Origin of the sequence: Amycolatopsis sp. WAC 04169, assembly GCF_003947535.1 — a bacterium.
GTDB classification, from domain to species: domain Bacteria; phylum Actinomycetota; class Actinomycetes; order Mycobacteriales; family Pseudonocardiaceae; genus Amycolatopsis; species Amycolatopsis keratiniphila.
Map to the genome: position 1 here is coordinate 232,611 of NZ_QHJI01000010.1, position 26,136 is coordinate 258,746.

Annotated in this window: 16 protein-coding genes; 6 read left to right on the plus strand and 10 right to left on the minus strand. The window is 70.4% G+C overall.

The features are described from left to right. Positions 1-7 precede the first annotated feature (7 nt). Positions 8-952, plus strand: coding sequence for an ATP-binding cassette domain-containing protein (locus DMC61_RS28515; protein WP_125692796.1), 945 nt, complete (start codon positions 8-10; stop codon positions 950-952). Then, on the plus strand, positions 949-1,803 hold the full coding sequence (locus DMC61_RS28520) for an ABC transporter permease (protein WP_016335179.1): 855 nt from the start codon (positions 949-951) through the stop codon (positions 1,801-1,803). Before DMC61_RS28515 ends, DMC61_RS28520 begins: the two co-directional genes overlap by 4 nt. Positions 1,804-1,922: 119 nt before the next feature. Here DMC61_RS28520 and DMC61_RS28525 read toward each other — a convergent pair whose 3' ends face one another. The 5 genes from DMC61_RS28525 to DMC61_RS28545 are packed head-to-tail and all read right to left on the minus strand — an operon-like array spanning position 1,923 to position 14,485. Then, a complete protein-coding gene (locus DMC61_RS28525; protein WP_125692798.1) occupies positions 1,923-3,053 on the minus strand; it encodes a glycosyltransferase in 1,131 nt (376 codons plus the stop codon). Next, the gene (locus tag DMC61_RS28530) at positions 3,050-3,835 is read right to left on the minus strand and encodes an alpha/beta fold hydrolase (RefSeq protein ID WP_125692800.1); all 786 of its coding nucleotides are present in this window, start codon (positions 3,833-3,835) and stop codon (positions 3,050-3,052) included. Before DMC61_RS28530 ends, DMC61_RS28525 begins: the two co-directional genes overlap by 4 nt. A 4-nt stretch (positions 3,836-3,839) precedes the next feature. Beyond that, on the minus strand, positions 3,840-4,139 hold the full coding sequence (locus tag DMC61_RS28535; protein ID WP_125692802.1) for a phosphopantetheine-binding protein: 300 nt from the start codon (positions 4,137-4,139) through the stop codon (positions 3,840-3,842). Between the two features lie 15 nt (positions 4,140-4,154). Then, complete coding sequence (locus DMC61_RS28540; protein WP_125692804.1) at positions 4,155-8,183, minus strand: beta-ketoacyl synthase N-terminal-like domain-containing protein; 4,029 nt, start codon at positions 8,181-8,183, stop codon at positions 4,155-4,157. Next, positions 8,177-14,485 carry a type I polyketide synthase gene (locus tag DMC61_RS28545; protein ID WP_125692806.1) on the minus strand — a complete coding sequence of 2,103 codons (6,309 nt, stop codon included), beginning with the start codon at positions 14,483-14,485 and terminating at the stop codon, positions 8,177-8,179. Before DMC61_RS28545 ends, DMC61_RS28540 begins: the two co-directional genes overlap by 7 nt. A 303-nt stretch (positions 14,486-14,788) precedes the next feature. Here DMC61_RS28545 and DMC61_RS28550 point away from each other — a divergent pair, with 303 nt between their 5' ends. Both DMC61_RS28550 and DMC61_RS28555 read left to right on the plus strand, forming a co-directional pair. Beyond that, complete coding sequence (locus DMC61_RS28550; protein WP_125692808.1) at positions 14,789-15,589, plus strand: SDR family oxidoreductase; 801 nt, start codon at positions 14,789-14,791, stop codon at positions 15,587-15,589. A 2-nt stretch (positions 15,590-15,591) separates the two neighbouring features. Then, positions 15,592-16,557: an aldo/keto reductase gene (locus tag DMC61_RS28555; RefSeq protein ID WP_125692810.1), complete on the plus strand. Its 966-nt coding sequence runs from the start codon at positions 15,592-15,594 to the stop codon at positions 16,555-16,557. 380 nt (positions 16,558-16,937) lie between these two features. Here DMC61_RS28555 and DMC61_RS28560 read toward each other — a convergent pair whose 3' ends face one another. The 3 genes from DMC61_RS28560 to DMC61_RS28570 all read right to left on the minus strand — a co-directional run bounded on the left by DMC61_RS28560 (position 16,938) and on the right by DMC61_RS28570 (position 21,405). Continuing rightward, complete coding sequence (locus DMC61_RS28560) at positions 16,938-17,447, minus strand: TetR/AcrR family transcriptional regulator (RefSeq protein ID WP_233594985.1); 510 nt, start codon at positions 17,445-17,447, stop codon at positions 16,938-16,940. A 53-nt stretch (positions 17,448-17,500) separates the two neighbouring features. After that, positions 17,501-18,706 (minus strand): MFS transporter, encoded by a 1,206-nt coding sequence (locus tag DMC61_RS28565; RefSeq protein ID WP_125692812.1) that lies wholly within the window; start codon positions 18,704-18,706, stop codon positions 17,501-17,503. Between the two features lie 122 nt (positions 18,707-18,828). After that, a complete protein-coding gene (locus DMC61_RS28570; RefSeq protein WP_125693130.1) occupies positions 18,829-21,405 on the minus strand; it encodes an exo 1,3/1,4-beta-D-glucan glucohydrolase in 2,577 nt (858 codons plus the stop codon). A gap of 339 nt (positions 21,406-21,744) precedes the next feature. On the opposite strand from DMC61_RS28570, the gene DMC61_RS28575 reads away from it, so the two are divergent. Next, on the plus strand, positions 21,745-22,551 hold the full coding sequence (locus DMC61_RS28575) for an NmrA family NAD(P)-binding protein (protein ID WP_125692814.1): 807 nt from the start codon (positions 21,745-21,747) through the stop codon (positions 22,549-22,551). 497 nt (positions 22,552-23,048) lie between these two features. On the opposite strand, the gene DMC61_RS28580 is transcribed toward DMC61_RS28575, so the two are convergent. Continuing rightward, the gene (locus DMC61_RS28580) at positions 23,049-23,525 is read right to left on the minus strand and encodes an Rrf2 family transcriptional regulator (protein WP_016335192.1); all 477 of its coding nucleotides are present in this window, start codon (positions 23,523-23,525) and stop codon (positions 23,049-23,051) included. Between the two features lie 113 nt (positions 23,526-23,638). On the opposite strand from DMC61_RS28580, the gene DMC61_RS28585 reads away from it, so the two are divergent. Continuing rightward, positions 23,639-24,370: an SDR family oxidoreductase gene (locus tag DMC61_RS28585; protein ID WP_125692816.1), complete on the plus strand. Its 732-nt coding sequence runs from the start codon at positions 23,639-23,641 to the stop codon at positions 24,368-24,370. A 53-nt stretch (positions 24,371-24,423) separates the two neighbouring features. On the opposite strand, the gene glpD is transcribed toward DMC61_RS28585, so the two are convergent. After that, positions 24,424-26,136: a glycerol-3-phosphate dehydrogenase gene (gene glpD, locus DMC61_RS28590; protein ID WP_125692818.1), complete on the minus strand. Its 1,713-nt coding sequence runs from the start codon at positions 26,134-26,136 to the stop codon at positions 24,424-24,426.

Below are 26,136 nucleotides of genomic sequence, written 5' to 3' on the forward strand. Positions count from 1 at the left end.
TCGGCGAATGGAGCAGGCTGCCATCGAGGTGACCGGCCTCGCCAAGCACTACGGTGAAGTGACGGCCCTCGCCGGCGTCAGTCTCCGGGTCGGCCGCGGCACCGTGCTCGCGGTACTCGGCCACAACGGCGCGGGCAAGACGACGTTGATCGACATCCTCAGCACCCGCGTCAAGCCGACCGGCGGAAGCGCGAAGGTGTGCGGTTTCGACGTCGTGCGCGCCGGTCATCACGTCCGGCGGAGGATCGGCGTCACCGGGCAGTTCGCGGCGGTCGACGACGCGCTCTCCGGCCGCGGCAACCTCGAACTGGTCGCCAGGCTGCTGGGCGCGAACCGGCGCCAGGCCAGGGGCCGCGCGGCCGAACTGCTCGCCATGTTCGGCCTCGACGACGCGGCGGACCGGCCGGCGCGGACGTACTCCGGCGGGATGCGGCGGCGGCTCGATCTGGCCGCCGGCCTGGTCGGCTCCCCCGACGTCCTGTTCCTCGACGAACCGACGACCGGGCTCGACCCGCTCAGCCGGGCGGGGCTCTGGGACGGCGTCGAACGCCTCGCGGCGCGCGGCACCACCGTCGTGCTCACCACGCAGTACCTCGAGGAGGCGGACAGACTGGCGGATCACGTCATCGTGCTGGGGCTGGGGCACGTCACGGTTTCCGGGCGGCCGTCGGAACTGAAGGCGCGGCTCGGGGAAAGGACCGCGACGCTGACCTTCGGCACCGACCTGGCCGCCCGCCGGGCGCTGGCCGCGCTGCACCGGCTCGGGATGAGCTGCACGACGTCGGCCTCCGGGCTGGTGATCGGTGTCGCGCTGTCCGGGCCCGCCGACATCACGGTGCTGGTCCGCGCGCTCGACGCGGCGGGCGCGCCCATGAAGGACCTCACCGTCGCCGAGCCGACACTCGACGACGTCTACCTTTCACTGCACCGGAATCCGGCGGCCGCGCCATGACCGAGGCACGGCACCGAGCACCGTCGCAGCCGGTGCTGACCGATCCGGCGACCTGGCCGCCGAGCACCTTCACCACCCAGGTCCGGGTGCTCGCGGTCCGCTCGCTGAAGACGGCCTTCGGTGACCGGCGGCTGGTGTTCTTCGGGCTGCTGCAACCGATCGTGCTGCTCCTGCTGTTCAGCCAGGTGTTCACCGGGGTCAGCACGCTGCCCGGGGTCGCGGCGTATCAGGGATACGTGAACTTCCTCGTCCCGGCGACACTGGTGAACATCGCGATGACCACGGCGATGAGTTCGGGCGCCGGCCTGCTCGCGGAGATCTACAGCGGTTTCACCGGACGTCTCCGGTGCATGCCGATCAGCCTTTCCGCCGTCCTGGTGGCGCGCACGATCTCGGATTCCGCCCGGCTCGGCGTCCAACTGCTGGTGACCACGCTCGCCAGCGTGGTGCTGCTGGGTTTCCGGCCGACCGGCGGCGTTTTCGGTGTCACCGCGGCATTGCTGCTCACGCTCGTCGTCGGCTGGTGCCTGAGCTGGATCTTCGTCGCCATCACGACCTGGCTGCGCAAGGCCGAAACCCTGCAGATGGCGTCGTTCGTGGTGATGTTCCCGCTGATGTTCTCCTCCAGCGCGTACATGCCGCTGGAGACGATGCCGTCCTGGCTGCGGATGGTCTCGGCGCTTAACCCGCTGACCTACGCGATCGACGCGACCCGTGCGCTCGCGCTGGGACGTCCGTCGGGCTGGTCGATCCCGATTTCGCTGGCGATCGCCGCCGTCGCCGCGGCAGCCGGTGGGTGGATCGCGGCCCGGACCTTCCGGACCCCGCGCGACGTCACCCCGATGACCTGAGCCTGAACCCGTCACTCGCGTGATCAGGGACGTATCTCGCGTGATTGAAGGCGAAACTCGTGAGTTCCGCCCCCAATCACGTGAGGTCCGCCTTCAATCACGCGAGATACGGCTAGCCGTCAGTGCGGAAGGGACTCGAGGTGGTCCGCGGCGGCCACGACTCCCCCGGCCGCCGCGAACGAGGCCCGCACCCGTGCGGCCGCCGCGGCGTAGGCGGGATCGGTCAGCACTTCGGTGACCGTGTCGCGGATGTCGGGCGCCTTCGCGCGGTCGAAACGCAGCCGCAGCCCGCCGCCCGCCGCCTCGACCTGCTGAGCCAGCATCGACTGGTCGTCCCTGATCGGCGCGATGACCAGCGGCAGTCCGGAGGCCAGGGTCTCGCAGACGGTGTTGTGCCCACCGTGACAGATCACCGCCGCGGCTTTCCGCACCACTTCCGCCTGCGGGATCCGCTTGACGACCAGCACGTCGTCGCTGAGCAGTTCGCCGGTCGGATCGACGACGAGGCCCTGGACGTCCGGCATCCCGGCGAGGGCGTCGACGCATTCGGACAGGAACCTGCGGCCCAGAGCCGCGTTGGCGGTGCCGAGGGTGGCGATGACGAGCGGGCGGCCGTCGAGCCGGTCCCACGAGAACCCCACCGGCGGCGCGGGGGCCAGCGCGGGACCGACGAACCGGACCGCGCCGACGTCGGCGATCGGGCCCGTCAGGGACACGGTGGTGAACGCGAGGATGAGGTCCGGCGAGAACCGCAGGTCGCCACAGGACACCTTGTGCCGGGCGCGGAGGCCCTCCTGCAAGCCGTCGACCCAGGCGGCGATCTTCGGCATGGCGCCCAGCGGATCACCGAGTTCGGTGGACGTCGACGCCGACGTCACCCACGGCAGGGAGCGGCGGCTCGCCACGAGGGCGCCCGCGAATGCCTGCTGGTCGGTGAGCACGACGTCGGGCCGGAAAGCCTCCACCGCCTTCTCGACACCGGGGACCATCGCGTCCGCGAGCGGGACCAGGTACTGCTCCCACAGGTACTTCAGCGCCGCGAACCCGCGCAGGCCTTCGGGACGCCGTTCGACGGCGAACTCCAGCGCGTCCCCCGCCGCGTACACCCGGCCTGCCCGCGTCAGTTCGGACGTCGTGGGTTCCGGGCCGCACCAGGCGACGTCGTGGCCGCGGCCCACCAGTTCGGCGGCCACCGCGCGCAACGGCGCCACATGGCCGGTGAGCGGCGGGACGACCAGCAGGTACTTCATCCGCGCGGCCTCCCGTGCCGGTCGATCCAGTTCAGCAGCAGCTCCCGGACCTCGCGGTGCTGCTCGACGAGCACCGAATGCCCCTGGCCCTCGAAGACGTGCAGCTCGCCGCGGGGCAGCAGCGACGTCAGCGCGGTGAGATCGTCGGCCTGATAGCCGTGACTGCCCAAAATGGACAGTACGGGGCAGCCGATCCCCGCCACCTGGTCCAGGGTCAGCAAGGGACCGAGCGGGACCTCCTCGGCCATCGACGTGGCCATGATCCGCTCGGCAGCCATTCTCGCCAGCCGCCGGTGATGTGCGCTGTAGTTGGCCTCGATCCAGTCGAAGCTCTCCTCGACCTTCAAGAACCGCACGGTGTGTTCGAGGATCTGCGACATCTTGCCCGCCCACAGTTCGGTGGCGGGCTCCGACTCGATGCACACGATGCTGCGCACCCGTTCCGGTTTCGCCACGGCGTAGCTGTAGGCGAGGGTGCCGCCGAAACTGTTGCCGACCAGGTGCACGGACCGGTCGAGGTCGAGCTGGTCGAGCAGGTCGTCGAGATCGGCGACGAAGTCCGCGATCGTGTACCCGCGCTCGGGGCGTTCGGTCTTGCCGTGCCCGCGCAGGTCGTAGCTGATCACGTCCACCCCGGCGGCGGCGACCGGCGGGGCGAGCGTGAGGTAGAAGCTCGCGAGGCTGTCGGTGCCCATCCCGTGCAGGAACACCACGGTCTCCGTACCCCCGCCGGGCACGAGCTGCACGTTGGTGCGCAGCCCGTTGACGGTCATGGTCGGCACTGGCTCAGCCCCGTTCGGCGAGGCGGGCGGCCACGTAGTCCGCGATGTCGCCGACCCGGAGTTCGATCACGTCGTCGAGATCCTTCTCCGCCAGGAATTCCGCGAGGTTGACGTCCGCGCCGAAGAACTCGGCGAGGATGCTCGCGAAGGTCACCAGATCGATGCTCTCCAGCTGGAGATCCTCGTGGAAGGTGGTCTGCGGGGTGATCTCGATGCCGAGGACGTCGGTGTCCCCGACCAGTTCCTTCAGCAACTCGGCCACGGTGCCGAAGACCGACGCCGGACTCTCCTGTTCGATCGTCATGCTGTGCTCCTCTTCTTACCCGCGGTTCCAGGCCACCACGTGCCCGGGGATTCCGGCGAATTCCGCCCCGATACCGATCTCCTCGGCCAATCCCGCCAGCTCGCCCTCGGCCCGGACCGCGATCCGGGGCGGCGTCGCGGTCTCTTCCCTGACCAGTGCGACCGCGACGTCGCCCGCCGACGCGACGGCCACCGCCAGCGGCGGCACGGCCCGGCCGTACAGCCCGGTCACCCTGGTCCCGTCGGCGCTCACCCGGAGTTCCGCCGGGTACACGCCGTCCAGGCCGAGTTTCGCGCGGACCGCGTCCTTGATCGCGATCCGCTCCAGCAGCCAGCCGCGCTGCCGTCGCGGCGCGCAGGCGGCGAACTCGGCGCGTTCCTCCGCGCCGAGGTAGATGCCGGCGTAGATGTCCCGTGCGGCCGGGCTCGGCCACCGGTCCGTGACCACGGTCCAGCCGCCGTGGTGGTCCTCGGAAAGCCGATGCCGGTCCGGGAAGGCGTAGACGCGGTGGGCGGGCCGGTCACACGGGAACCGGATGTCCCGCCACTGTTCGATCTTGGCCAGGACGGTGCCGTCCAACACCAGTTCCGCGTCCATCTCCAGGACGTCCGGCCGGGGCAGCCGGACCCGGACGACGCAGCGCAGCTTCGTGCCCGGCGCCGGTTCCGGCGCGAACCAGGTGACCCGGCCCATCGACGTCGGGAACGCCAGCAGCGCGTCCGCCTTGGTCGCCATCAGCCAGCAGCCCAGCAGCTGGCCGACGTTGTCCAGCAGCGCTCCGGGCGCGGACGGTACGACGAGGTCGCCGCGGATGTGCCGCTCACCGAGCCCGATGAGCTTGTCGAGCCCCTGGTACGCGGGGCCGTGGAACATCTCGCGACGGGTGTAGATCTCGGCGGCGCTCAGTGGCGGCGCCGTTTCCGGCCCCGGCGGCGGAGACGGCCGCGGAGCCGTGGGATAACGCTGCGCCAGATGGACGTCCATGCTGGCGTGCGGTCCGATTTGGACACTGATCCGGTCGCCCTCTCGGGTCATCGAGAGCGGCACACGCACCGCCGGAGCGGCGATCAGCCACCGGGAGAACGCCGCGTTGCTCACCCCCGTCGCGACCGTGCCCGGCCAGGCCCGTTCCGCCTCACGGCAGGCCAGGTCCACCAACGTCGTCGCGGGCACGGTGGGACGGAAGTCGGCTTCGTCGGGCCAGTCCGCGCGCTGGCGGAAGAACCGATGATCGACCAGATACGGCATTGTCGCGAGCGAGACGTCCACAGTGGACTCGATAGTGCGCCGTGCCGCCGCATTGGCGACGCTCGCCGCGGCCTCCCGGGTCTCCGCGAGCAGCGCGGTGAACTCCGCGACGATCGCGTCCGGGATCCCGTCGGCCAGTTCGGGCACCTCACCGGCACCCGCGAACATGCCCTTGACGTCGCCCTCGACCGAAAGCAGCGTGCCCGCCGTGTCGATCCGCGTCCGGCGCGGCTCCAGCGCGTCGAACGCGGGGCGTCCGCCCTCCACCCAGACCGCGGTGGCGACCCGGCGCAGCTGGGCGAGGCCCGCCCGCGTGCCGGAGGACGCCGGGATGACCAGATGCGGCCGCGTGCCCAGCGTGTCCGAAACGAACGAGCCCAGCTGACCGGCGCCCGCCTGCACGAAGACCCGGGCGCCGTCTGCGTAGAGCGCGTCGACGAGTTCCCGGAACCGGACCTTGCGCACCAGGTGGGCCAGGTACAGCTCCCGCACCTCCACCGGATCCGCGGGATACGGCCGGGCCGTGGTCGCCGACCACACCGGGGTCCGCGGCGGCTTCAGGTCCAGTTCGGCCGCGAGCCGGGTGAACGGGCCGAGCCGCGACCGCATCAGCGGGGTGTGGAACCCGGACCGGAACGGCAGCGTCCTGGCGACGACGCCGTGCTGGGCGCACAGCTTCGCGAGCCGGGCCGCGGCGGCCGGGTCACCGCAGACGATCGTCTGCCGTGGCGCGTTCTCGTGGGAGATCATCAGCTCCGGCTCGGCGGCGAGCAGTGCCTCCGCCCGCTCCGCGGAGCAGCCGAGCACGAGGAATTCCGCGTCCGGCAGCGTGAATCCCTGCGGCCAGTACCGGTTCAACATGTCCTCTGTGGACTGTCCGGGGTACATCCCCGCCGCCTGCATCGCGGTCCATTCGCCGACGCTGTGCCCGGCCAGCAGGTCGGGTTTGATCGCGAGCCGCCGCAGCGCGGTGTCGAGCAGCAGCCCGACCTGGGACACACTGGAGGCGCGGGCGAGCACGCTCGCCGTCGACCATTCGGGCCGTTCGAGGCCGAAATGCCGGGCGACGTCGGCGCAGCGCGGTTCCGCGTCCGCTTCCAGCCCCGGGTAGACGAACGCGGTCTTCGCCCCGGCCTGCTCCAGCAAGGGCGCGGTCGTGCACCAGATGTCGTTGGGCCCGTGCCAGGAACCGCCCTCGGCCGCGATCTTCGCCAACACCCTCCGCGCGACTTCGAGCCGCTTCCCGGTCGGCCCGACGATCCCGATCCGGCACGGGCCGTGCTCGCCGGACTCCGGATCCGGGCGATCGAGCAGCGTGCGCAGCCCGTCGACGGTGGACGCCGCGAGCAGGAGGACCCGCTCGGGTTCCCCGGTCACCTTGGCCCGCCTCGGCCGCGACGGCGCGGGGTCGGCCTCCTCCAGGACCACATGCGCGTTGACCCCGCCGAAACCGAAGGCGTTGACCGCCGCCCGCCGCGGGACCTCACCCGACCGCCACCGCTCGGCTTCGGACAAAGCACGGAACCGGGTCTTGTCCAGCAGCGGACTCGGGTCGGCGCAGTTCAGCGTCGGCGGCAGGACGGCGTGGTGCAGTGCGAGCGCCACCTTGACCAGACCGGCGGCCCCGGCGGTCGGCATGGTGTGCCCGATCATCGCCTTCACCGCGCCGATCGCCGCGCGGGGACCGTCCGGCGGTCCGAACACCTCGGCGAGGGTGGCCAGTTCGGCGGCGTCCCCGGTGGGGGTCGCGGTCCCGTGCGCCTCCAGCAGGCCGAGCGCGCCGGGCGCGGTGGGATCGAGCCCCGCCGACGCCCACGCGCGCCGCAGGGCCAGCGTCTGCCCGGAGACGGCCGGGCTGAGCAGGCTCGCGCCCTTCCCGTCGCTCGACGTCCCCGAGCCACGGAGCACCGCGTAAACCCGGTCACCGTCGCGGCGCGCGTCGTAGAACCGTTTCAGCACGACCATCGCGGTGCCCTCGCCGATCAGGAGGCCGTCCGCGTCACGCGAGAAGGGGCTGATCCGCTGGCTCGGCGAGAGGGCGCCGAGCTGGGTGAACATCGACCAGAGCGTGTCGTCGTGGCAGTGGTGCACGCCGCCGGCCAGCACGACGTCACAGCGGCGGCGGGCGAGTTCGCCGATCGCCTGGTCCACGGCGAGCAGCGAGGACGCGCAGGCGGCGTCCACCGTGTACGCGGGGCCGCCGAAGTCCAGCCGGTTGGCGACCCGCGACGCGGCGAGGTTCGGCACCAGCCCGATCGCGGTGTCCGGCCGGAACTCGCCGAGCGGCTCCAGCAACGCGTCCCGCAGTCTGTCCAGCATCTCCGGACGCGCCGACGGCAGGAGATCCCGGACGGCGCCGGTGATCTGGCGGACCGACCGGACCCGCTGGTCGAACCGCTGGAGCCCGGGCGAGAGATAGCCGCCCCTGCCGAGGATCACGCCCACGCGTTCGAGGTCGCCCAGCCGTCGCAGGCCACCGGCGTCGTCGACCGCGGCCGCGGCCACGGCCAGCGCGACCAGCTGGTCCGGCTCCATCCCGGCGACGGTGCTGGGCGCGATACCGAGCGCCGTCGCGTCGAAGTCCAGGCTGTCGGCGACGAATCCGCCGCGTCGCCCGTAGGTCCGGTCCGGGGTGCGGCCGTCCCCGTCGTGGAAGCTCGGGTCCCAGCGGTGCGGCGGGATCTCGGTGGTCGCGTCGGTACCCGAAACGATGTTCTGCCAGTATTCGTCCACAGTGGACGAACCGGGAAGGAAGACACCCATCCCGACGATCGCGACCGGCTCCTGGTTCACCACAGCGACGCCGTGTACAGCACCGAGCGGACGTCGGCCGGGCCGTAGGCCAGCTCACGCAGGAGCGCGGCGGTGCCTTCGTCCGGATCGATCAGCGCCACCTCGCGGCGCTCGTACTCGCGCGCGAGCTCCGGCGACACCATGCCCGCGTGATCGTCCGAGGGCGCCCACGGTCCCCAGTGGACGGTCAGCGCGCGGCAGCCGGTGCGGTCCGCCCACTGCCCGCCGAGGGTTTCGAGCGCGTCGTTCGCCGCCGCGTAGTCGGTCTGTCCCCGGTTTCCCAGCACCGCGGAGATACTGCCGAAGAAGGTCACGAAACCGGGCCGCACGCCGAAGTGCTCCAGCGCGTCGAGCAGCGCCCGCGCACCGTCCACTTTGGTCCCGTAGACCGTGCGGAACGACTGCTCGTCCTTGTCGGCCATCAGCTTGTCGTCGATCACCCCGGCCGCGTGGACGACGCCGTCGATGCGGCCGTAGCGGGTGTGCAGATCCTTCACCACCTGCCGGACGGCGGCGGCGTCCCGCACGTCGAGCGACCGGTACGCCGCGGTACCGCCCGCCGCGGTGATCTGGTCGAGCGTCCGCGCGATCTCCCGCTGGGCCAGCACGGTGCGCACCCGGCGTTCGATATCCGCCAGCGAACCGCCACGCGCGGCCAGCGCCGAGCGCATACCCGGCGCGTCACCGGGAAGGTCTTTGTCACCGGGTTCGGCGGGCCACGGGGTTCGGCCCGCCAGCTCGATCCGGCAGCCGCTCGCCGCCCGCGACCCCGCCGCCCGCGCGGTGATGCCGCGGGCACCACCGATCAGCAGCAGCACGGAATCCGCGTCGAGGCCGAGCGCCTTGACCTCTCCGCCGCCGGGGCCCGCGCCCGCGTACGCGACGGAACCGAGCGAACCCGCGGACGGCTCGAACGCCGCGCGCCCCGCGGTGTCGTAGCGGACGGCCGCCGGCCCGTCGGCGATCGCCTCTTCCAGCGCGATCCGTCCGATGTCCACTGTGGACTCCACTTCGACCAGCCTGGTCGGCTCGCTCCGTTCCCGCGCGGCGGCGCGGACCAGACCGCGCAGCCCGGCGGTGTGCCCGGCGCCCGTCTTCGCCACCACGACCACCGCGCCCTTGGCACTCTTGACGAGGCCGAACACCTGCGCGGCGACGGGTTCTTCGGCGTCCGACAGCGGGTTCAGCACGATGGCGATGTCGGCATCGCTCTCTTCGGCCGGAAAACCGCCCGCGTCGGCGAACACCGCGCGGACCGACTCGGCCAGTTCCTCCTGGCCGGGCTCGAAGCTCACCGAGACGGTTTTGCCCGCCACCTTGGCGAGGTCGGGCGTGCCGAGCGGCGCGGACACGCGGTCGAGCAGGTACCGGCCGGGTGCGGTGCCGGCGGGCGCCTCGTCCGGGGTCGCTGCGGCGGTGACCGGGGCGGCCGGTTCGAGCCACTTCCGCAGCCGCGCGGCCAGCGCACTCGCCGTCCGGTCGCGGCTGAGCTGATCCTGGGCGTCGTCGTGCACCCGGCCGGAGAGGCCGAGCTTCGCGAGCAGCGAGCCCGCGATCTCGGTGCGTTTGATCGAGTCGATGGAAAGATCCGCTTCCAGATCGAGATCGGCGTCGATCATCTCGGCCGGATAGCCGGTGCGTTCGCTGATCGCGCCGATCACGGCGGCCAGGACATCCGTGACAGGAGCCTCCGCGACCGGTTCCGGCTCGGGCACGACGACCGGGGCCTCGACCGGCGGCAGCAACGCGGGCACGACCGGAGCCTGCACCGGAGCGGGGGCGAGCGGCGCGGTGCCGAGGTACCCCAGCATCACGTCCCGCTGCGCCGCCAGCAGTTCGCGGCTGGTGCGGAGGAATTCGACGACGGCCTGGTCACGACCGGGCGCGGGCTGGTTCATGGTCGTCCTCGGGATTCGTCGGGCGGGCACGAGCCCATGGGCGGGGACCTCGCCGCCGGGCGCGCGGACGGTCTGGCCGTCCACGGTCCAGGCGGGTTTGGGGAGCGGGCCGACGCGGACACGACCGCGGAAGAGCCGTTCGGTACGCACATCGACACCGGTGAGCGCCAGGCGCGCGAGCGCGGTGAGGAACCCGCGCAGCCCCGGGCCGCCGGGGTCGCACGCGATCACGGTATGCGGACGGTCGCCGAGGATCTCCTTGGCCAGCCGGGAAAGCACCTGCCCCGGGCCCGCCTCGACGAACGTGCGCGCGCCCGCCGCGTACATGTCCTCGATCAGTTCCACGAAGCGCACCGGCGAGCCGATCTGCGCGGCGAGTTCGGTGCGGACCGCCCCGGCTTCGTACGGCCGTGCGGTGCGGTTCGACCACACCGGCGGCCCCGGCTCACCGATCTCGGCGTTGTCGAGGTCGACGGCGAACACGTCGCTCGCCCCGGCCACCAGCGGGCTGTGGAAGGCGCAGGCGACCGGGATCCGTTTGGCGCCGATCCCCTGTGCCCGCAGTTCGCGGACCGCCTCCTCGATGGCGGCCGTCGGTCCGGAAAGGACGGTCTGGCCGGGTGCGTTGTGGTTGGCCAGTACCACGTCCGGATGGTCCAGGGCGGCGGCCAGTTCGTCACGGGACGCCTTCACCGCGGCCATCGCGCCCGGGTCGGCGCCCGCGACTTCGGCGATCGAGCGGGCCCTGGCCCGGCTGAGCGCGACCAAGGTCGCCGTGTCGAACGCACCCGCCACCGACAGCGCGGTCAGCTCGCCGTAGCTGTGCCCCGCCAGCAGATCCGGCCGGACGCCGAGGTCGGCGAGCAGGCGGCAGACCGCCGATTCGACGAGCCCGAGCGCGGGCTGCGCGACGCGCGTGTCCTTGAGTGCCTCGTCTTGCGCGGTGCGGGCGTCCTCGGTGAAGGCGCGCGGCGGGAACGTGGTCGCGGCGACGTCGGGAGCGAGCCCCAGGACATCGGCCAGTTCGGGGAAGTGGACGAACAGCTCCGCCAGCATCCCCGTCCGCTGGCTGCCCTGTCCGGGGAACAGGAACGCGACCGCGCCGGCCTCGATGTCCTGCGCGACGAACCCTCCGTTCGCTGCGGCCTCCCGCAGCTCCGCGAGGTCGCTCGCGACGATCGCGAGCCGCACGGGCTCGGATCCGCCTCGCTCGGCGGCGAGGGCGGCGATCTCCCGCAGCGGACGTCCTTCGTTGTCCGCCAGCAGATCCCGCAGCGCGGCCCGAGCGCTCTCCACGTCGGCGCCGCGGAGCAGGACCAGCTCGGCGTCCCAGTCACGCGGGCCGTGCCGCCGTCCCGGTGGGACTCCCGGGGCGGCGAGCACCGCGTGGAAATTGGTCCCACCGAACCCGAACGCGCTCACTCCGGCGAACTCGCGTCCGCGCGGAACCGGCGCCGGCCGGGCGCCGGTGGAGAAGGTGAAGGGACTGCTCTCGGCGTCCCAGGCGGGGTTCGGCCTGCTCAGGTGCAGCGTGGGCGGCACGACCTCGTGCCACAGCGCCAGCGCCGCCTTCATCAGGCCCGCCAGCCCCGCGGCGCATTTCGTGTGCCCGATCTGGCTCTTCACCGAACCCAGCGCGCACGTGCCGGGCTCGGCGCCCGCGGCGAGGAAGAACTCGGTGAGCGTGGTCAGTTCGGTGGCGTCGCCGACGACCGTGCCGGTGCCGTGCGCTTCCACCAGCGAGACGTCCGCCGGGGACACGCCGGCGTCGCGATAGGCCCGCGCGAGGGCTCGCCGTTGCCCCTCGGGACGCGGCGCGGTGAGGCCGAGCGCCTTGCCGTCGCTGGCGGCGCCGACCCCCTTGACCACGGCGTACACCCGATCGCCGTCGCGTTCGGCGTCGGAACGCCGCTTGAGCACGAGGCACGCGACGCCTTCACCGAGCGCGATCCCGTCCGCCGACGCGTCGAACGGACGGCACCGCCCGGTCGGCGACAGGGCACCCGCGGAGGTGAACATGAGGTAGTCGTTGACCCCGTTGTGCAGGTCGACGGCGCCGCACAGGACCATCGAGCTCGTGCCCGCCCGCAGTTCCTTGACCGCGAGGTCGAGCGCGGCCAGCGAGGAGCCGCAAGCGGCGTCCACCGTGTAGTTGGTGCCGCCGAGGTCGAGCCGGTTCGCGATCCGGCCGGAGATGACGTTGGCGAGTGTGCCGGGGAACGAGTCCTCGGTCAGTTCCGGCAACTGCGCCAGGAGTTCCTCGGGGACGTCTTCGAGATAGCTCGGCAGCAGCGCGCGCAGGACACCGGCGTTCGCCAGATCTCCCCCGGCCTCGGCGCCGAAGATCACGCTGGTGCGCTCGCGGTCGAAACCGCCTTCGCCGTAACCCGCGTCTTCGAGGGCACGCCGCGCCGTCTGCAGGGAGACCAGCTGGGCCGGGTCGATACTGCCCATCGACTTGGGCGGGATCCCGTACGCGAGCGGGTCGAAGTCAACCTGCGGCAGGAAACCGCCCCATTTCGACGTCGACTGGTCGGCGTAGATCTCCTTGTCCCAGCGCTGATCCGGCACCTCGGTGACGGCGTCCGCGCCGCGCAGGACGTTCGACCAGAAGGCCGGGAGATCGGGCGCGCCGGGGAACACGCACGCCATCCCGACGATCGCGATGTCACAGTCCACAACGGACTCTTCGGCGGGAGGGCGGGCGGCGAGCAGTTCCGCCGCGCCTTCGGTGACGTCCAGATGCAGGGCGGCTATGTCGGTGCGGTCTTCGCGCAGGACGGTCACCTGCCCCGCCATGTACATCCCCTCGGCGAGCTGGCCGAGCGTGTCGACCTCGACAAGCGCCTCGCCTTCCCGCCGGATGCCCTTGCTGGCGATCCGCAGCCGTCCGGTGTTCAACTCCTCCAGCCGTTGCCAGATCTCCTGCGGCGGGACGCCGTCCGCGCGGAGCCCGGCCTTCAGCGCGGCGAACTCGTCGGTGTACGGGCTGGGCAGGCAGCGGGTGAGGTGCCCGGGCGCGGTCTCCAGGGTGACCGTGGACCCGGCGCCGAGCACCCGGTCCTGGAAGGTTTCGGTGATGGCGCCGTGGGTCACGGCTTCCTCGGTGAACAGGTACGCGGTGCCCATCAGGACGCCGACGCCGTCGCTCAAGGGCTCGGCCATAGCCGACACCATGGCGGCGGAGCGGGCGTCGTGGATCCCGCCCGCGAACAGGACCTCGACGTCCTCGGCGCCGTGTTCGCGCAGGACGTCCAGCTGCTGCTCCCACAGCACGAAGCTCGACCGCGGGCCGATGTGCCCGCCGCATTCGGCGCCCTCGAAGACGAACCGGCGGATCCCGGCGTCGAGGAACTGGCGCAGCAGGATCGGCGACGGCACGTGGAGGAAGGTCGCGATGCCCTCGGCCTCCAGCGCCTTGGCCTGCGCGGGTTTCCCGCCCGCGATCAGCACGCAGCGCGGGCGGGCGGCCCGGATCGCCGCGAGCTGCTCGGCGCGGAGGGCCTCCGGGACGAAGCCGAGGATGCCCGCTCCCCAAGGTCGGTCGCCGAGCGCTTCGGCGGTACGGCCGAGAAGTTCGGTGGTCTTGGCGCCGTTCGCGGTGGCCACCGCTACGAACGGGAAGCCGTCGTTCGCGGCGACAGCGGCAGCGAAACCGGGCTGGTCGCTTACCCGCGTCATCGGCCCCTGCACGACCGGCAACCGGGTCCCCAACGTGCGGCACAGCCGTACGCCTTGGTCCGAGGGGATCGCCGAAGGCGCCGCGAGCGACCGCACGACCGAACGGACAGCGCTTTCAGCGTCCTCGAAGCGTTTCGCGAACAACGCGCTGAGCCCGTCGTCCGCCCTGGCGAGCTCGTTCCGGGACGCCGCGGGCACGTCGGTCTCGGGGAACAGGCCGAGTCCGTCGAGCACCACCCCCGCCGCGCCACCGGCGATCGCGGCCGCCGCCGTGCGCGGCCCGATGCCCCCGTACGCCCACACCGGGACGTCCTCGCCGAACCGCTCCAGCAACCGTTGCAGCAGGACGAACGTGGTGAGGTCGGAGCCGCCCGCTTCGGCCCCCTTCGCCACCAGACCGGAGGCGCCGGCGTCGAGCATGCGGACGGCCTGCTCGACACCGGTCACCTCGGCCAGCACGGGGAGGCCGGCCCTGCCCCGCCAGACCGCCCCCTCGGCCAGCAGCACGAGCCCCGCGCCGCTTTCCCGCACTTCTTCGTCCCGCACGGTGCGACCGGCCGGGATCCGGACACCGAACGGGAAGCGTCCGTCCGATGTGGACACTGTGGACCCGAGCTCGACGATCCCGAGACCGCCGCCCCTGACGACGGCGGCCGCCAGCCCCGGATCCGGACGTCCGAGCGGGTTGACGCCGAGTACCCGCGTGCGCGCCGTCGCATGACTCACCGGCGGACCTCCTGTTCGGCTGGGGCTGGTCGAACCTCGCCGGGTTCGGCGATCTTTCAGCGGGATTCACAAGAAATAACCTACTTGCCGCAGAGAGCGCAATACTTTCGTGTGAAAACTCGGAAAACAAGGGAACGCATGCTAAAGTCCGGCGCCGGAAACAAATATGTCGACACCGCCAGAACAAGCCACTGACCTGCACTTTTATCACGGTCGTCGGCGATTTTGACAACGCATTGCTCACCGATATAACAAAACACAAGAATTGTCATCGAACGCAGAATCGATAACCATGGAGCGCATGTGGAAGTGACAGGACGGGTCGTCGTGCTGACCGGCGCGGCACACGGTATCGGCGCCGCCATGGCCAGGCGGTTCGCCGCCGAGGGCGCCGCCGGGGTGGTGGTCTCCGATCTCGATCTCGAGGGCGCGGAAGACGTCGTCGCCGGGATCACCGCCGCGGGCGGCACCGCGATCGCGCGTCACGCCGACGCGTCGTCCAAAGAGGACTTGAAGATGCTGGTGACCGAGGCCCGCGCGGCGTTCGGCCCGGTGGACCTCTTCTGCTCCAACGCCGGTGCCGCGTTCGGGACGGGGGTGCACGCCGCGGACGAGCAGTGGACGCGGTCGTGGGCGATCAACGTCATGCAGCATGTGCACGCCGCGCAGGTCGCGCTCCCCGCGATGCTGAGCCGGGGCCACGGATACCTGCTGATCACGGCCTCGGGCGCGGGATTGCTGGGCACCCCCGGCGACGCGCCGTATTCGGTGACCAAGCACGCGGCCGTCGGCCTGGCCGAATGGCTGGCCATCACCTACCGTCCGCGCGGGGTGCGGGTCAGCGCGCTGTGCCCGCTCGGCGTGCGGACCGCGCTGCTGGAGCCGGGTATCGCCGCCGGCCACCCCGCCGCGCTCGCGATCGCCGCCGCGGCGCCGCTGCTGGAACCGGAGGATGTCGCGGAGTCCGTCGTGCAGGGGCTGGCTTCGGAGGAGTTCCTGATCCTGCCGCACGAATCGGTGCGGGAGACCTACGCCCGCAAGGCGGCCGGGCTCGACGAATGGATCGACCGCACCATCCTCGAAACCGGCGCGCGGAAGAGGTGACCATGGAGTACCGCAGGCTCGGCGCGAGCGGGCTGTCCGTCAGTGAGATCTCCTACGGCAACTGGCTCACCCACCCCGACGGCGCGGAATGCGTGCAGGCCGCGCTCGACGCGGGCATCACGACGTTCCACACCGCGGCCGCCTGGGACGGCGGTGCCGCCGAAGAGAACCTCGCCGCGGCGCTGAGCCACGCGCGCCGCGACGATCTCGTGCTGTGCACCGGTGTCTTCTGGCCGGAAGGCTCCGGCGTCAACGCCGCCGGTCTCAGCCGCAAGCACCTGATGACTTCGGTGAACGGCTCGCTGCGACGTCTGCGCACCGACTACATCGACGTCTACCAATTATTGCGGTTCGACTACCGCACGCCGCTGGAGGAGACGTTCCTCGCGCTGTCGGATCTGGTGCGGCAGGGGAAGATCCTCTACGCGGGCACCGCGGAATGGACCGCGGAGCAGCTGCTGGAAGCGCGGCCGATCGCCGAGCGGCACGGCGTCCCGCTGGTGGCGAACCAGCCGCACTACTCGATGCTCTGGCGGGTCGCCGAGGCCCAGGTGATGCCGGTGTGCGAACGGTCCGGGATCGGCCAGTTCGCGTCGGTCCCCCTCGCGCAGGGCGTGCTGACCGGTAAGTACCGGCCGGGCGAGATCCCGCCGGATTCACGGGGCGCGAAGGCCGTCGAGACGCGGCCGTTGCTCCTGCCGGACCTCCTCGAACGGGTCGGCATGCTGCGCGGCGTCGCCGACGAGGCCGGGCTGACCATGGCCCAGCTGGCGCTCGCGTGGACGTTGCAGCACAACACCGTCGCTTCGGTGGTGATGGGCGCGAGCACCGCCGCCCAGGTGACCGAGAACGCGAAGGCGGCCGGGGTGGTGCTGGACCTCGACGCGCTGACGCGGATCGATCACCTGCTGGGGAGCTTCGTGCAGACGGATCCGCGGCTGACCTGGTCGCCGCCGGCGACCACCTGATGGCCCGCTTCGCAAGTACGTGAAGGCGCTGGAGGTGTGTCGCGAAAGTGGCTTTCGCGACATGATCGCCACGGCGGTACCCGGGCCCGGCCACAGCCGACGCTGCGAAAGCCACTTTCGCAACCTTCAACGTTGCGAAAGTGGCTTTCGCAACCCCCGGTCAAGGTCGCCCGGCAAGACCACGGCGAGCAAGAAACGCCACCACAGAGGAGGCCGCGCGTGGACGACACGCGTGATCAGACGGACGACACTCGGCGACAGAATCTGTCTTACCTACCGGACTTCCCCTGCCGCCAGTGTCAGCGAGCGTGGAGGATTTGGGACGCTCAACGTCCCAAATCCTCCACAACCGACCACGCCCCGGCGGTCTTCCGGTGCCATCAAAGCTCCGAGGCCAAAGCGGTCCGCAGGAGGGCCTCGAACCGTTCCACCGTCGGCGGTTCGTCACGCAGCAATCCCTGCAGCAGAACACCGTCCACCAACGCGACCAGCATCTCGACCCGCACCGGATCGCGCGTGTATCGGCGCGCGAAATCCGCCAAGGCCGCCATCCAGCGATCGGTCGACTCGCGGAGCTTCGGCTCCCGTGCCGCCAAGAGGTACAGCTCGTACTCCGCCAGCAGATGGCCGGGCCTGGCGACGACTTCGGCCAGCAAGGTGGCGAACCGCCGCAACGCGTCCTCACCGCCGTCGGCCTCGGCGGCGAGCACCCGCATCCGCTCGGCGTCCTCGTCCATGCACCAGGTGAGCGCGGCGGTCAGCAGTTCCTCGATCCCCTGGAAGTGGTACGCGGCCGCGGTCGCGGGCAAGCCGGCCTCGCGGGCGACGGTGCGGTGGCTGACCCCCGAAACCCCGTCCCTCGCGACGATGCGCAGAGTGGCCTCGATCAATTCCCGTTTGCGTCGCTCGCCCTTGGCGAGACGGCCGTCGGTGATCGGCTCGTTCAGCAGGCCACCTCCTCGCTGGTCACGGTCTTCCTGCTCAGCAGAGGATACGAGAGCACGGCGACGAGGATGATCAAAGCACCGGCGGCGACCGCCACGGCGAATCCGCCGCCGGGCCCGAACCGGTCGACGGCCTCACCGGACACCGCCGCGCCCAGCGCGACCCCGACACTGAGACCAGTGATCGCCCACGTCATCCCCTCGGTCAGTTTCTCCGCCGAGACGACCGTTTCGATCATCCCCATGACGACGATCATCGTGGGAGAGAAGAACAATCCGGCGACGAACACCACCGCGCACAGACCCACGACGCCGTCCACGAGCAGCAGCGGCACCGAGCTCGCGGCCGTGCCCGCGGTACCGATCAGGAGCAGCCGAGGCGGTGTCATGGCCGGTTTGACCGTCCCGAAGACCAGACCTGAGATGGCGGAGCCCACCGCGTAAACGGACACGACGACACCCGCGGCCGACGGCGACCCGGATCGCTCCGCGAACGCAACGCTGACGACGTCGACCGTGCCGACGATGATGCCGCCCGCCATCAGGGTCAGCACCAGTACCCGCACCGCGCCCATCCGGACAGGCGAACTCCCGGCCGATCCGGTCGTCGGCCGCACGGGTGGTTCCGTCCCGCGTTGCGCGACGAACAGCACCACTCCGATCGCGAGGAACACCACGGCGACCAGCGGCCCGGCCTCGGGGAACACGGTCGTGCACAACGCCACCGACAGCGCGGGCCCGATGACGAAGGTCAGTTCGTCGACCACCGACTCCAACGCGAAGGCCGTGTGAAGCCGGGGCGAGCCGTGGTACAGCCACGACCACCTGGCCCGGACCATCGCCGCCATGCTGGGCATGAACCCGGCCAGGACCGCGAACACGTACAGCGTCCAGACGGGCGTCCCGAAGCGGGCACAGAGCAGGAGAGCGCCGAGCGCCATCACACTGATCCCGGTCGCAGGCACCAGGATCCGGCTCTGCCCACGGCGATCCACCAGCCGCGAGACCTGAGGCCCGAGTAGCGCCATGGACAGCGTGAACGTCGCCGAGACCAGCCCGGCGAGCCCGTAGTCGCCCCGCGTCTGCGCCAGCATCGTGATGATGCCGATTCCCGTCATGGGGACCGGCACCCTGGCGACCAACCCCGCGGCGAAGAAGGCGAGTGAGCCCTTCGCGGAGAACAGCTCTCGATACCGGCCTGGCACGGCACACCCCCACAAGTTGAACGACTGTTACATTTTGAACAGTCGTTACACTTTATACCTGCGGCTCGGGACACGACGAGGGGTCCTTCCAAGACCTCTGGAAGGACCCCTCGCGGTGGAACTCAGTTCAGACTCGAGCAGGGTCTCGCGTCAGGATCCTGCGCTCCCTTGGGCACCCACCGCACGTTCGCGAACGAAGCCGAGAACCGGCCGTCGGTGTACACCAGGAACGGCGTGTTGACGTTCTCCAGGTCCAGCCCGTTCGCGAAGCACGACACCGGGATCTTCACCGTCGACTTCGGCGCCCCCGCCAGATCGGTGAACAGCTTGGTCGCGTTCACCTCGGAGAAGCACGGGTAGACGCAGTGCATGCTGATCACCGTCCGGTTGGCCGGCGCCTCGTGCACGACCGTGTCGAACTCCAGCGCCGCGTCGGCGTTGAGGTAACCGCGCAGATCGTTGGTACCGGCCGGGTTCTGGAAGTAGATCTGCGCCGGGCCGGTGCCGGTCCAGGTCGACTTGAGCCCGTCCTGCTGCACGTTCACGTCCGACTGCACGACGTTGATCTCGGCATGCGACGCGGTGCCGTCGGGGCCGATCTCGGTACCGCCCCAGTTCTCCGCGGAACCGATGAAACCCTTGTACGGCGCGACATCGGTGCGGTTGAACACCTCGAGATCCTCGGTCGCGGTGCCGCCGCCACCGGTCGAGCCACACGTCACCGGCCCGGCCGTCTCGTCCAGCTGCCCGATGGTGACACGCTGTCCGGTCTTGAGGCCGTAGCCGAGTTTGAACAGCGGGTCGTAGTCCGCCGAACCCGCGTTCAGCGGCGTCTGGCACGCGCTCTTCGGCCACGAGTACGGCAGCGTGGCCTTGAAGCCGCCCTTGACCAGGACATCGGCGACGCCACCGCCTTCGGTGCCCGGCAACCAAGCGGCGACGAACGCGTCGGAGCGGTTGATCTCCTTGTTCATGTACAGCGGGCGGCCGCCGACGTAGACGGTGACGACCGGAGCGCCCTTCCCACGGACCTTGTCCAGCACGGCCAGATCCTCGGGGTACAGCCTCGACGCCTCCAGAGTCTTGCGCGTCAGGTCGCCGACGCCTTCCGCGTAGGGGGTCTCACCGATGACGGCGATGACCGCGTCGTAGCCCTTCGGGTCGGTGTCGCCCTTCTCGTCGAAGGTGACGTTGACGTCGCCGAGCTGTTGCTTGAGCCCGGCCAGGATCGACGTGGCGTTCGGGAAGTCGGCGTTGGTGTTGCCGGTCCCCTGCCAGCTCAGCGTCCAGCCGCCGGTCTGGTTCTGGATGCTGTCCGCGCTCTTGCCGACCACGAGCACCTTCGACTTCGGCTTGAGCGGCAGCACGTTGCCGTTGTTCTTCAGCAGCGTCTGCGAGGAGCGGACCGCGTCGCGCGCCAGCCAGGTCTCCTTCAGCGCTTCGTCGGAGTTGGCGTAAGAACGGTCCGACGGCTTCTGCGACTCGTAAAGCCCGGAGCGCAGCTTCACGCGCAGGATGCGGGTCACCGCGTCGTCGATCCGCGAGAGCGGGATCTGTCCGGAGTTGACCTGGGCGACCGTGTTGGCGATGAACGCCTTCCAGTCGTTCGGCACCATCACGATGTCGATGCCGGCGTTGATCGCCTGCGGGCAGGAGGCGTTGGTGCAGCCGGGAACCTGGCCGATGCCGTTCCAGTCGGACACGACGAGACCGTCGAAGCCCATCTTGCCCTTGAGGATCTGGTTCAGCGCCTTGTCGCTGCCGTGCAGCTTGCCCTCGTCGATGCCGAGCTCGGCGTTGGTCCAGCTGTTGAACGACACCATCACGGTCTGGGAGCCCGCGGCGAGCGCGCCGTAGTAGCCCTGGCCGTGGACGTTAATCATCTCGGCCTCGGACGAGGGGTTGACACCCTGGTCCTGCCCCTTGAGGGTGCCGCCGTCGCCGATGAAGTGCTTGGCGGTGCCGATCACGCCGTTGTAGCCGATGCGTTTGGTCGAGCCGTCCTGGAGACCGTTGATCGCCTCGTAGCCGTAGGCCCTGGTGATCCGCGGGTCCTCGGAGAACCCTTCGTAAGTGCGTCCCCAGCGGTCGTCCTTCACGACGGCCAGTGTCGGCGCGAAGGCCCAGTCCTGGCCGGTGGCGCGGATCTGCCGGGCCGTCGCCGCGGAGATGTCGCGCACCAGGCACGGGTCGTGCGCCGCGCCGAGCCCGATGTTGTGCGGGAAGACGGTGGCCCCGTACACGTTGTTGTTGCCGTGCACGGCGTCGATGCCCCAGATCACCGGGATCTTCGTCCTGCTGCTCTTGGCGGCGTCCCAATAGGAATCGGCGAGTTTCAGCCAGTCCTGCTGGGAGGCGTGCTTGTCCTTGTTCGGCCACGAGCCGCCGCCGTTGAGGACCGAGCCGATCGAGTACTGCCGGACCTCGTCGGGGGTGATCGCGGCGATCTCGGGCTGCGTCATCTGCCCGACCTTCTCTTCGAGGGTCATCCCCTCGAGGATCCTGGCGATCCGCTGTTCGTCACCGGCCTTGCCCTTGAAACGGCTCTCGACCTTCGGCCAGTCGGCGAGCGTCGGCAGGCTCTTCTCGATGCGGGCACAGCCGTCCCGGTCGAGCGCGGGTTTCCCGATCACCGGCTGCTCGGCGGCGACGGCAGCGGGCGTGGCCACCACGGCCCCGCCGAGCAGGGTGAGACTCATCAAGGCGATCAGCGGACTTCGGCGCGCGCGAGCACGTCTTGCCATGGTCTGGTCCATTCTGCGGGAGGCGGGGACCGGCCGATCCTCACCGGCCCCGGCGGCGGCGTCAAGAGTTTCGGGGCGATATGCCGCCTGTTAATTTTTGCCGTGAACTAAGACTCACCCGGCCACTCGCCGCCGATTGCGCCGCTTGGCGGTGTACGGCAGCGCGAACAGGGACAGCCCGCTGAACATCAGCAGGAAGAGCTGCGGCACCGACGCTTCCCGATTCCCGACCGGTCCGCTTGACCTCCACATTACTTGAGCTTTTACCTTCGCTGGAAACGAAGGGAATCACTCATGACCGTCTTGGTAACCGGAGCAACCGGGAACACCGGCCGCCACGTGGTGGCCGAACTCGTCCGCCGCGGGGAACGCGTCCGGGCACTCACCAGGAACCCCGGCGAAGCCCGGCTTCCGGCGGGGGTCGAACTCGTGAAAGGCACCCACACCGCTCCCGAGACACTGACCGAAGCCCTGGAAGGTGTCACCAAGCTGCACATCACCGTCACGGCGGGGCTCGCCGACGTCGGCGCCGATCTGGTCAAGCGTGCCGTGGACGCGGGCGTGCGCCGGATGACCATCGTGTGGGGCGGTTACGTCGGGCCGACCGAACAGACCATGGCCGAATCCGGGGTCGAATGGACGCGCCTGGAGCCGCAGGAGTTCATGTCCAATGCCCTGACCTGGGTCGATTCGGTCCGCGCGGAAGGCGTGATCCGCGAGCCGTTCGACCTCCCGAGCGCCGTGGTGCACGAGGGCGACATCGGCGCCGTCGCCGCCACTGCGCTCGTGGAAGACGGACACTCCGGCAAGGTCTACAACCTCACCGGGCCGCAGGCACTGACCACGAGCGAACGGATCGCGATCCTCGGCTCCGCGGTCGGCCGCGACATCGCGCTGGAGAAGATCACGCGGCAGCAGGCGATCGACCGGATGCTGGCCGACGGCGTCCCGGTCGCGGACGCCGAGTACGTCGTCGGCTGGCACAGCGATCCGCCCCTGGAGGCGCGCACCGTCGTCGACACGATCGAGAAGGTGACCGGACGGCCTGCCCGCACGTTCGCGCAGTGGGTCGCCGAGCACGCCGACCGGTTCAAGCCGTGAGCGGTCCGACCGCCTTCACGATTTCCCGCACCTGGGCGGTGCAGCGGGCCTGAGCGGCGGAGCCGACGCCCGCGATCGACTCCTCGACGATGTAGGAATCAGGACACTCAACGTCCCGACTCCTACATCGTCGACACCAGGTACGCCGAGCAACGACCTCGGACCGGCGAGGTTATTCGAGTGTGGAGGATTTGAGACACTCAACGTCCCGAATCCTCCACACTCGACCGTGCCACGGCGAGCTTCCGGAACCCCTTCGGCGACCGCTGACATTCGCCTTGCTAAGACCTGGGTACGCAAATACCGACCTGTTCTAACCCCGAACGCCAATCACGGCCACCCGAACCGAGTCGGTTGCGTGACTGGGTGGACGACACCCGGACGCGACCGATCCTGCCGCGAGTCGTCCGGCTGGACACGCGTGTCGTCCACTCAGTCACGCGTGTCGTCCGTCGGATCACGCGTGCCGTCCAAACGCGACCACCCGGACCGGCGCGCTACCCCTCAGCGGCCTTGAACCACGCGCCGATCCCCGCGAGCGCGCCCGGACCGTAGTCACCCCGGACGTCGTCGGCCAGATCCGCGATGGACACGGCGCGCAACGCCGCCCGCCACTGAACCTCGGCGTTCGCCATGGCGCGGCTGATGGCGCACGGCGTCGTGCACGCCTCGGGCGGCGTCGCCATCGGGCCCCGCTGCCGGATTTCGGTGCAGATGAAGGCCGGGCCCGGCCCGTCGATGGCCTCGACGACGTCGAGCACCGTGATCTCCGAAGGCGGCCTGGTGAGGACGTAGCCGCCGGCCTTCCCCTGCACCGACCGGATGAGATCGGCCCGCGAAAGGGCCTGGAGCTGCTTCGCGAGGTAGCTCGGCGAGACGTCGTGCAGTTGCGCCAGGCGCGCGGCGGGCGCGGGTTCGTCGACGGAGGTCAGCACGACACAGCAGTGCAGGGCCCACTCGACCCCACCGGACATCTTCACCCGGATGACTCTAACCCGCCTCTTGACTCGGACACAATCTATCCGAGTAATATCTCGGACATGCGGTGTCCGGATTTACGGGCGCCACCGACGAAGGGCACTGGGTCATGAAATTCGCGATCATCGGCGGGACCGGGCTGATCGGCTCGCAGGTCGTGCGCAACCTGAACGAGGCAGGGCACGAGGCGGTGCCGCATTCGCCGTCCACCGGGGTCGACCTGCTCACCGGCCAGGGCCTGGACGCCGCGCTCGACGGCGCAGACGTGGTCGTCAACCTCACGAACTCGCCGACCTTCGACGACGCCTCCCCCGCGTTCTTCCGGACGTCGATGGACAACCTCGTGGCGGCCGCGAAGAAGGCGGGCACGGGGCACTTCGTGATCCTGTCGATCGTCGGCGTCGACCAGGTACCGGAGCTCGACTACTACCGCGCCAAGACCCTGCAGGAGGACATCCTCAAGGAGAGCGGCGTCCCCTACTCGATCGTCCGCGCCACCCAGTTCATGGAATTCGTCGACGCGGTCCTGTCCTGGACCTCCGACGAGACCGCGGTCCGCCTGCCCAGCACGCCGATCCAGCCGATCGCCGCGGCCGACGTCGCCGCCGCGGTGTCCGAGGTCTCGGCGGGAAAGCCGTTGAACGGCACCCTCGACGTGGGCGGCCCGGACGTCTACCCGCTGGACGAACTGGGCCGGATCACCTTGTCCGCCAAGGGAGACACGCGTCCGGTGACCGTCGACGAGACGGCGGGCATGTTCGCCGCGGTCAAGGGTGACGTGCTCACCACGAAGGACGGCGCCCGTATCGCAGAGACCCGCTACCTCGACTGGCTCAAGTAACGTGAAGGCCCCCTTCCCTCGGCCCAGCAGAGGGAAGGGGGCCTTCACGCGCTTCAGCTCGGCAGCAGCGCCGGAGCCGCGAGACGGCTGGCGTTCGCCGCCTCGTCGTCCGGCTGGGCCTGCGCGGAACGTTCCGCTTCGACCCGCGCGAGATAGTTCGCGACCTCGCGTTCCTGCTTGTGCGAGTCCCAGCCCAGCAGGGGCGCCATCAGCTCCGCCACCACCGGCGCCGCGGTCACGCCGCGATCCCGCTCCTCGATGGAGATCCGGGTGCGCCGCGTCAGCACGTCCTCCAGGTGCAGCGCGCCCTCGTGCGAGACCGCGTAAACGACCTCCGCCTTCAGGTACTCCGCCGTCCCCGGGATCGCTTCGCCCAGTTCGGGACGGTCCGAGATCGACTCCAGGATGTCCTCGATCGCGGTGCCGTAGCGCTGGAGGAGATGCTCGATGCGGGCGATGGGCAGCCCCGTGCGCTGCACGAGCGAATGCCGCGCGCCCCATAGCTCGTGGTACCCGGTCGCGCCGACGATCGGCAGCCGCTCGGTCCACGACGACGGCGCGGGGCGGCCGAGGTCCTCCACCGCGACGTCGACCGCGTCGGCGGCCATCACGCGGTACGTCGTGTACTTGCCACCGGCCACGATCACCAGACCCGGCACCGGATGCGCGACGGCGTGCTCCCGCGACAGCTTCGTGGTCGACGTCGCCTTCGCGGCCAGCAGCGGCCGAAGCCCGGCGTAGACGCCTTCGATGTCGTCGGCGGTGATCGGCGTACGGAGAACGGCGTTGAGGTGGTCCAGCACATAGTCGACGTCCGCCTGGCTGGCCGCCGGATGCTCGCGTTCGAGGTCCCATTCGGTGTCGGTGGTGCCGACGATCCAGTGCCGCCCCCACGGGATGACGAACAGCACGCTCTTCTCGGTGCGCAGGATCAGCCCGGTGTCCAGGTCGATCTTCTCGCGCGGCACCACCAGGTGGATGCCCTTCGAAGCACGCACGGTGAACGGCGCGGGGATGCCCGCCGCTTCCGCCATGTCGTCGCTCCACACGCCGGTGGCCGCGACGACCGTCTTCGCCCGGACCTCGATCTCCGCACCGCTCTCGCGGTCGACGACCTTGGCCCCGACGACACGTTCGCCGTCGCGGATCAGCGAGGTCACCCGCGCCCGAGTGAGGACGGAAGCCCCTTGCTCGGCCGCGGTCCGCGCGATGGTCATCGTGTGGCGGGCGTCGTCGACCTGCGCGTCGTAGTACTGGATGGCACCGATCAGGGCGTCGTCCGCGAGGCCGGGGGCGACCTTGCCCGCGCCGCGCTTCGACAGATGCCGGTGCCGCGGCAGGGCCCGCGCTCCGCCGAGGGTGTCGTAGAGCGTGACACCCGCGCCGATGTAGCCGCGTTCCCAGACGCGGTGCTTGAGCGGCACCAGGAACTTCACCGGCCGGACCAGGTGCGGTGCGAGGGTCTGCAGGAGCAGGCTGCGTTCCTTCAGCGCTTCGCGGACCAGCTTGAAGTCCAGGTTCTCCAGATAACGCAGCCCACCGTGGATCAGCTTCGAAGACCGGCTCGACGTTCCGGCGGCGAAGTCGCGGGCCTCGACGAGCGCGACGGAGAGCCCGCGCGACGCCGCGTCGAGCGCGACGCCGGCACCGGTCACTCCCCCGCCGACGACCAGCACGTCGATCTCCTCGCGAGCGAGCTTGCGCAGCGTCTCGGCACGGTAGACCGGGGAAAGCGGTACGGGTGTCACCTTGTTCCTCCTGTTCAT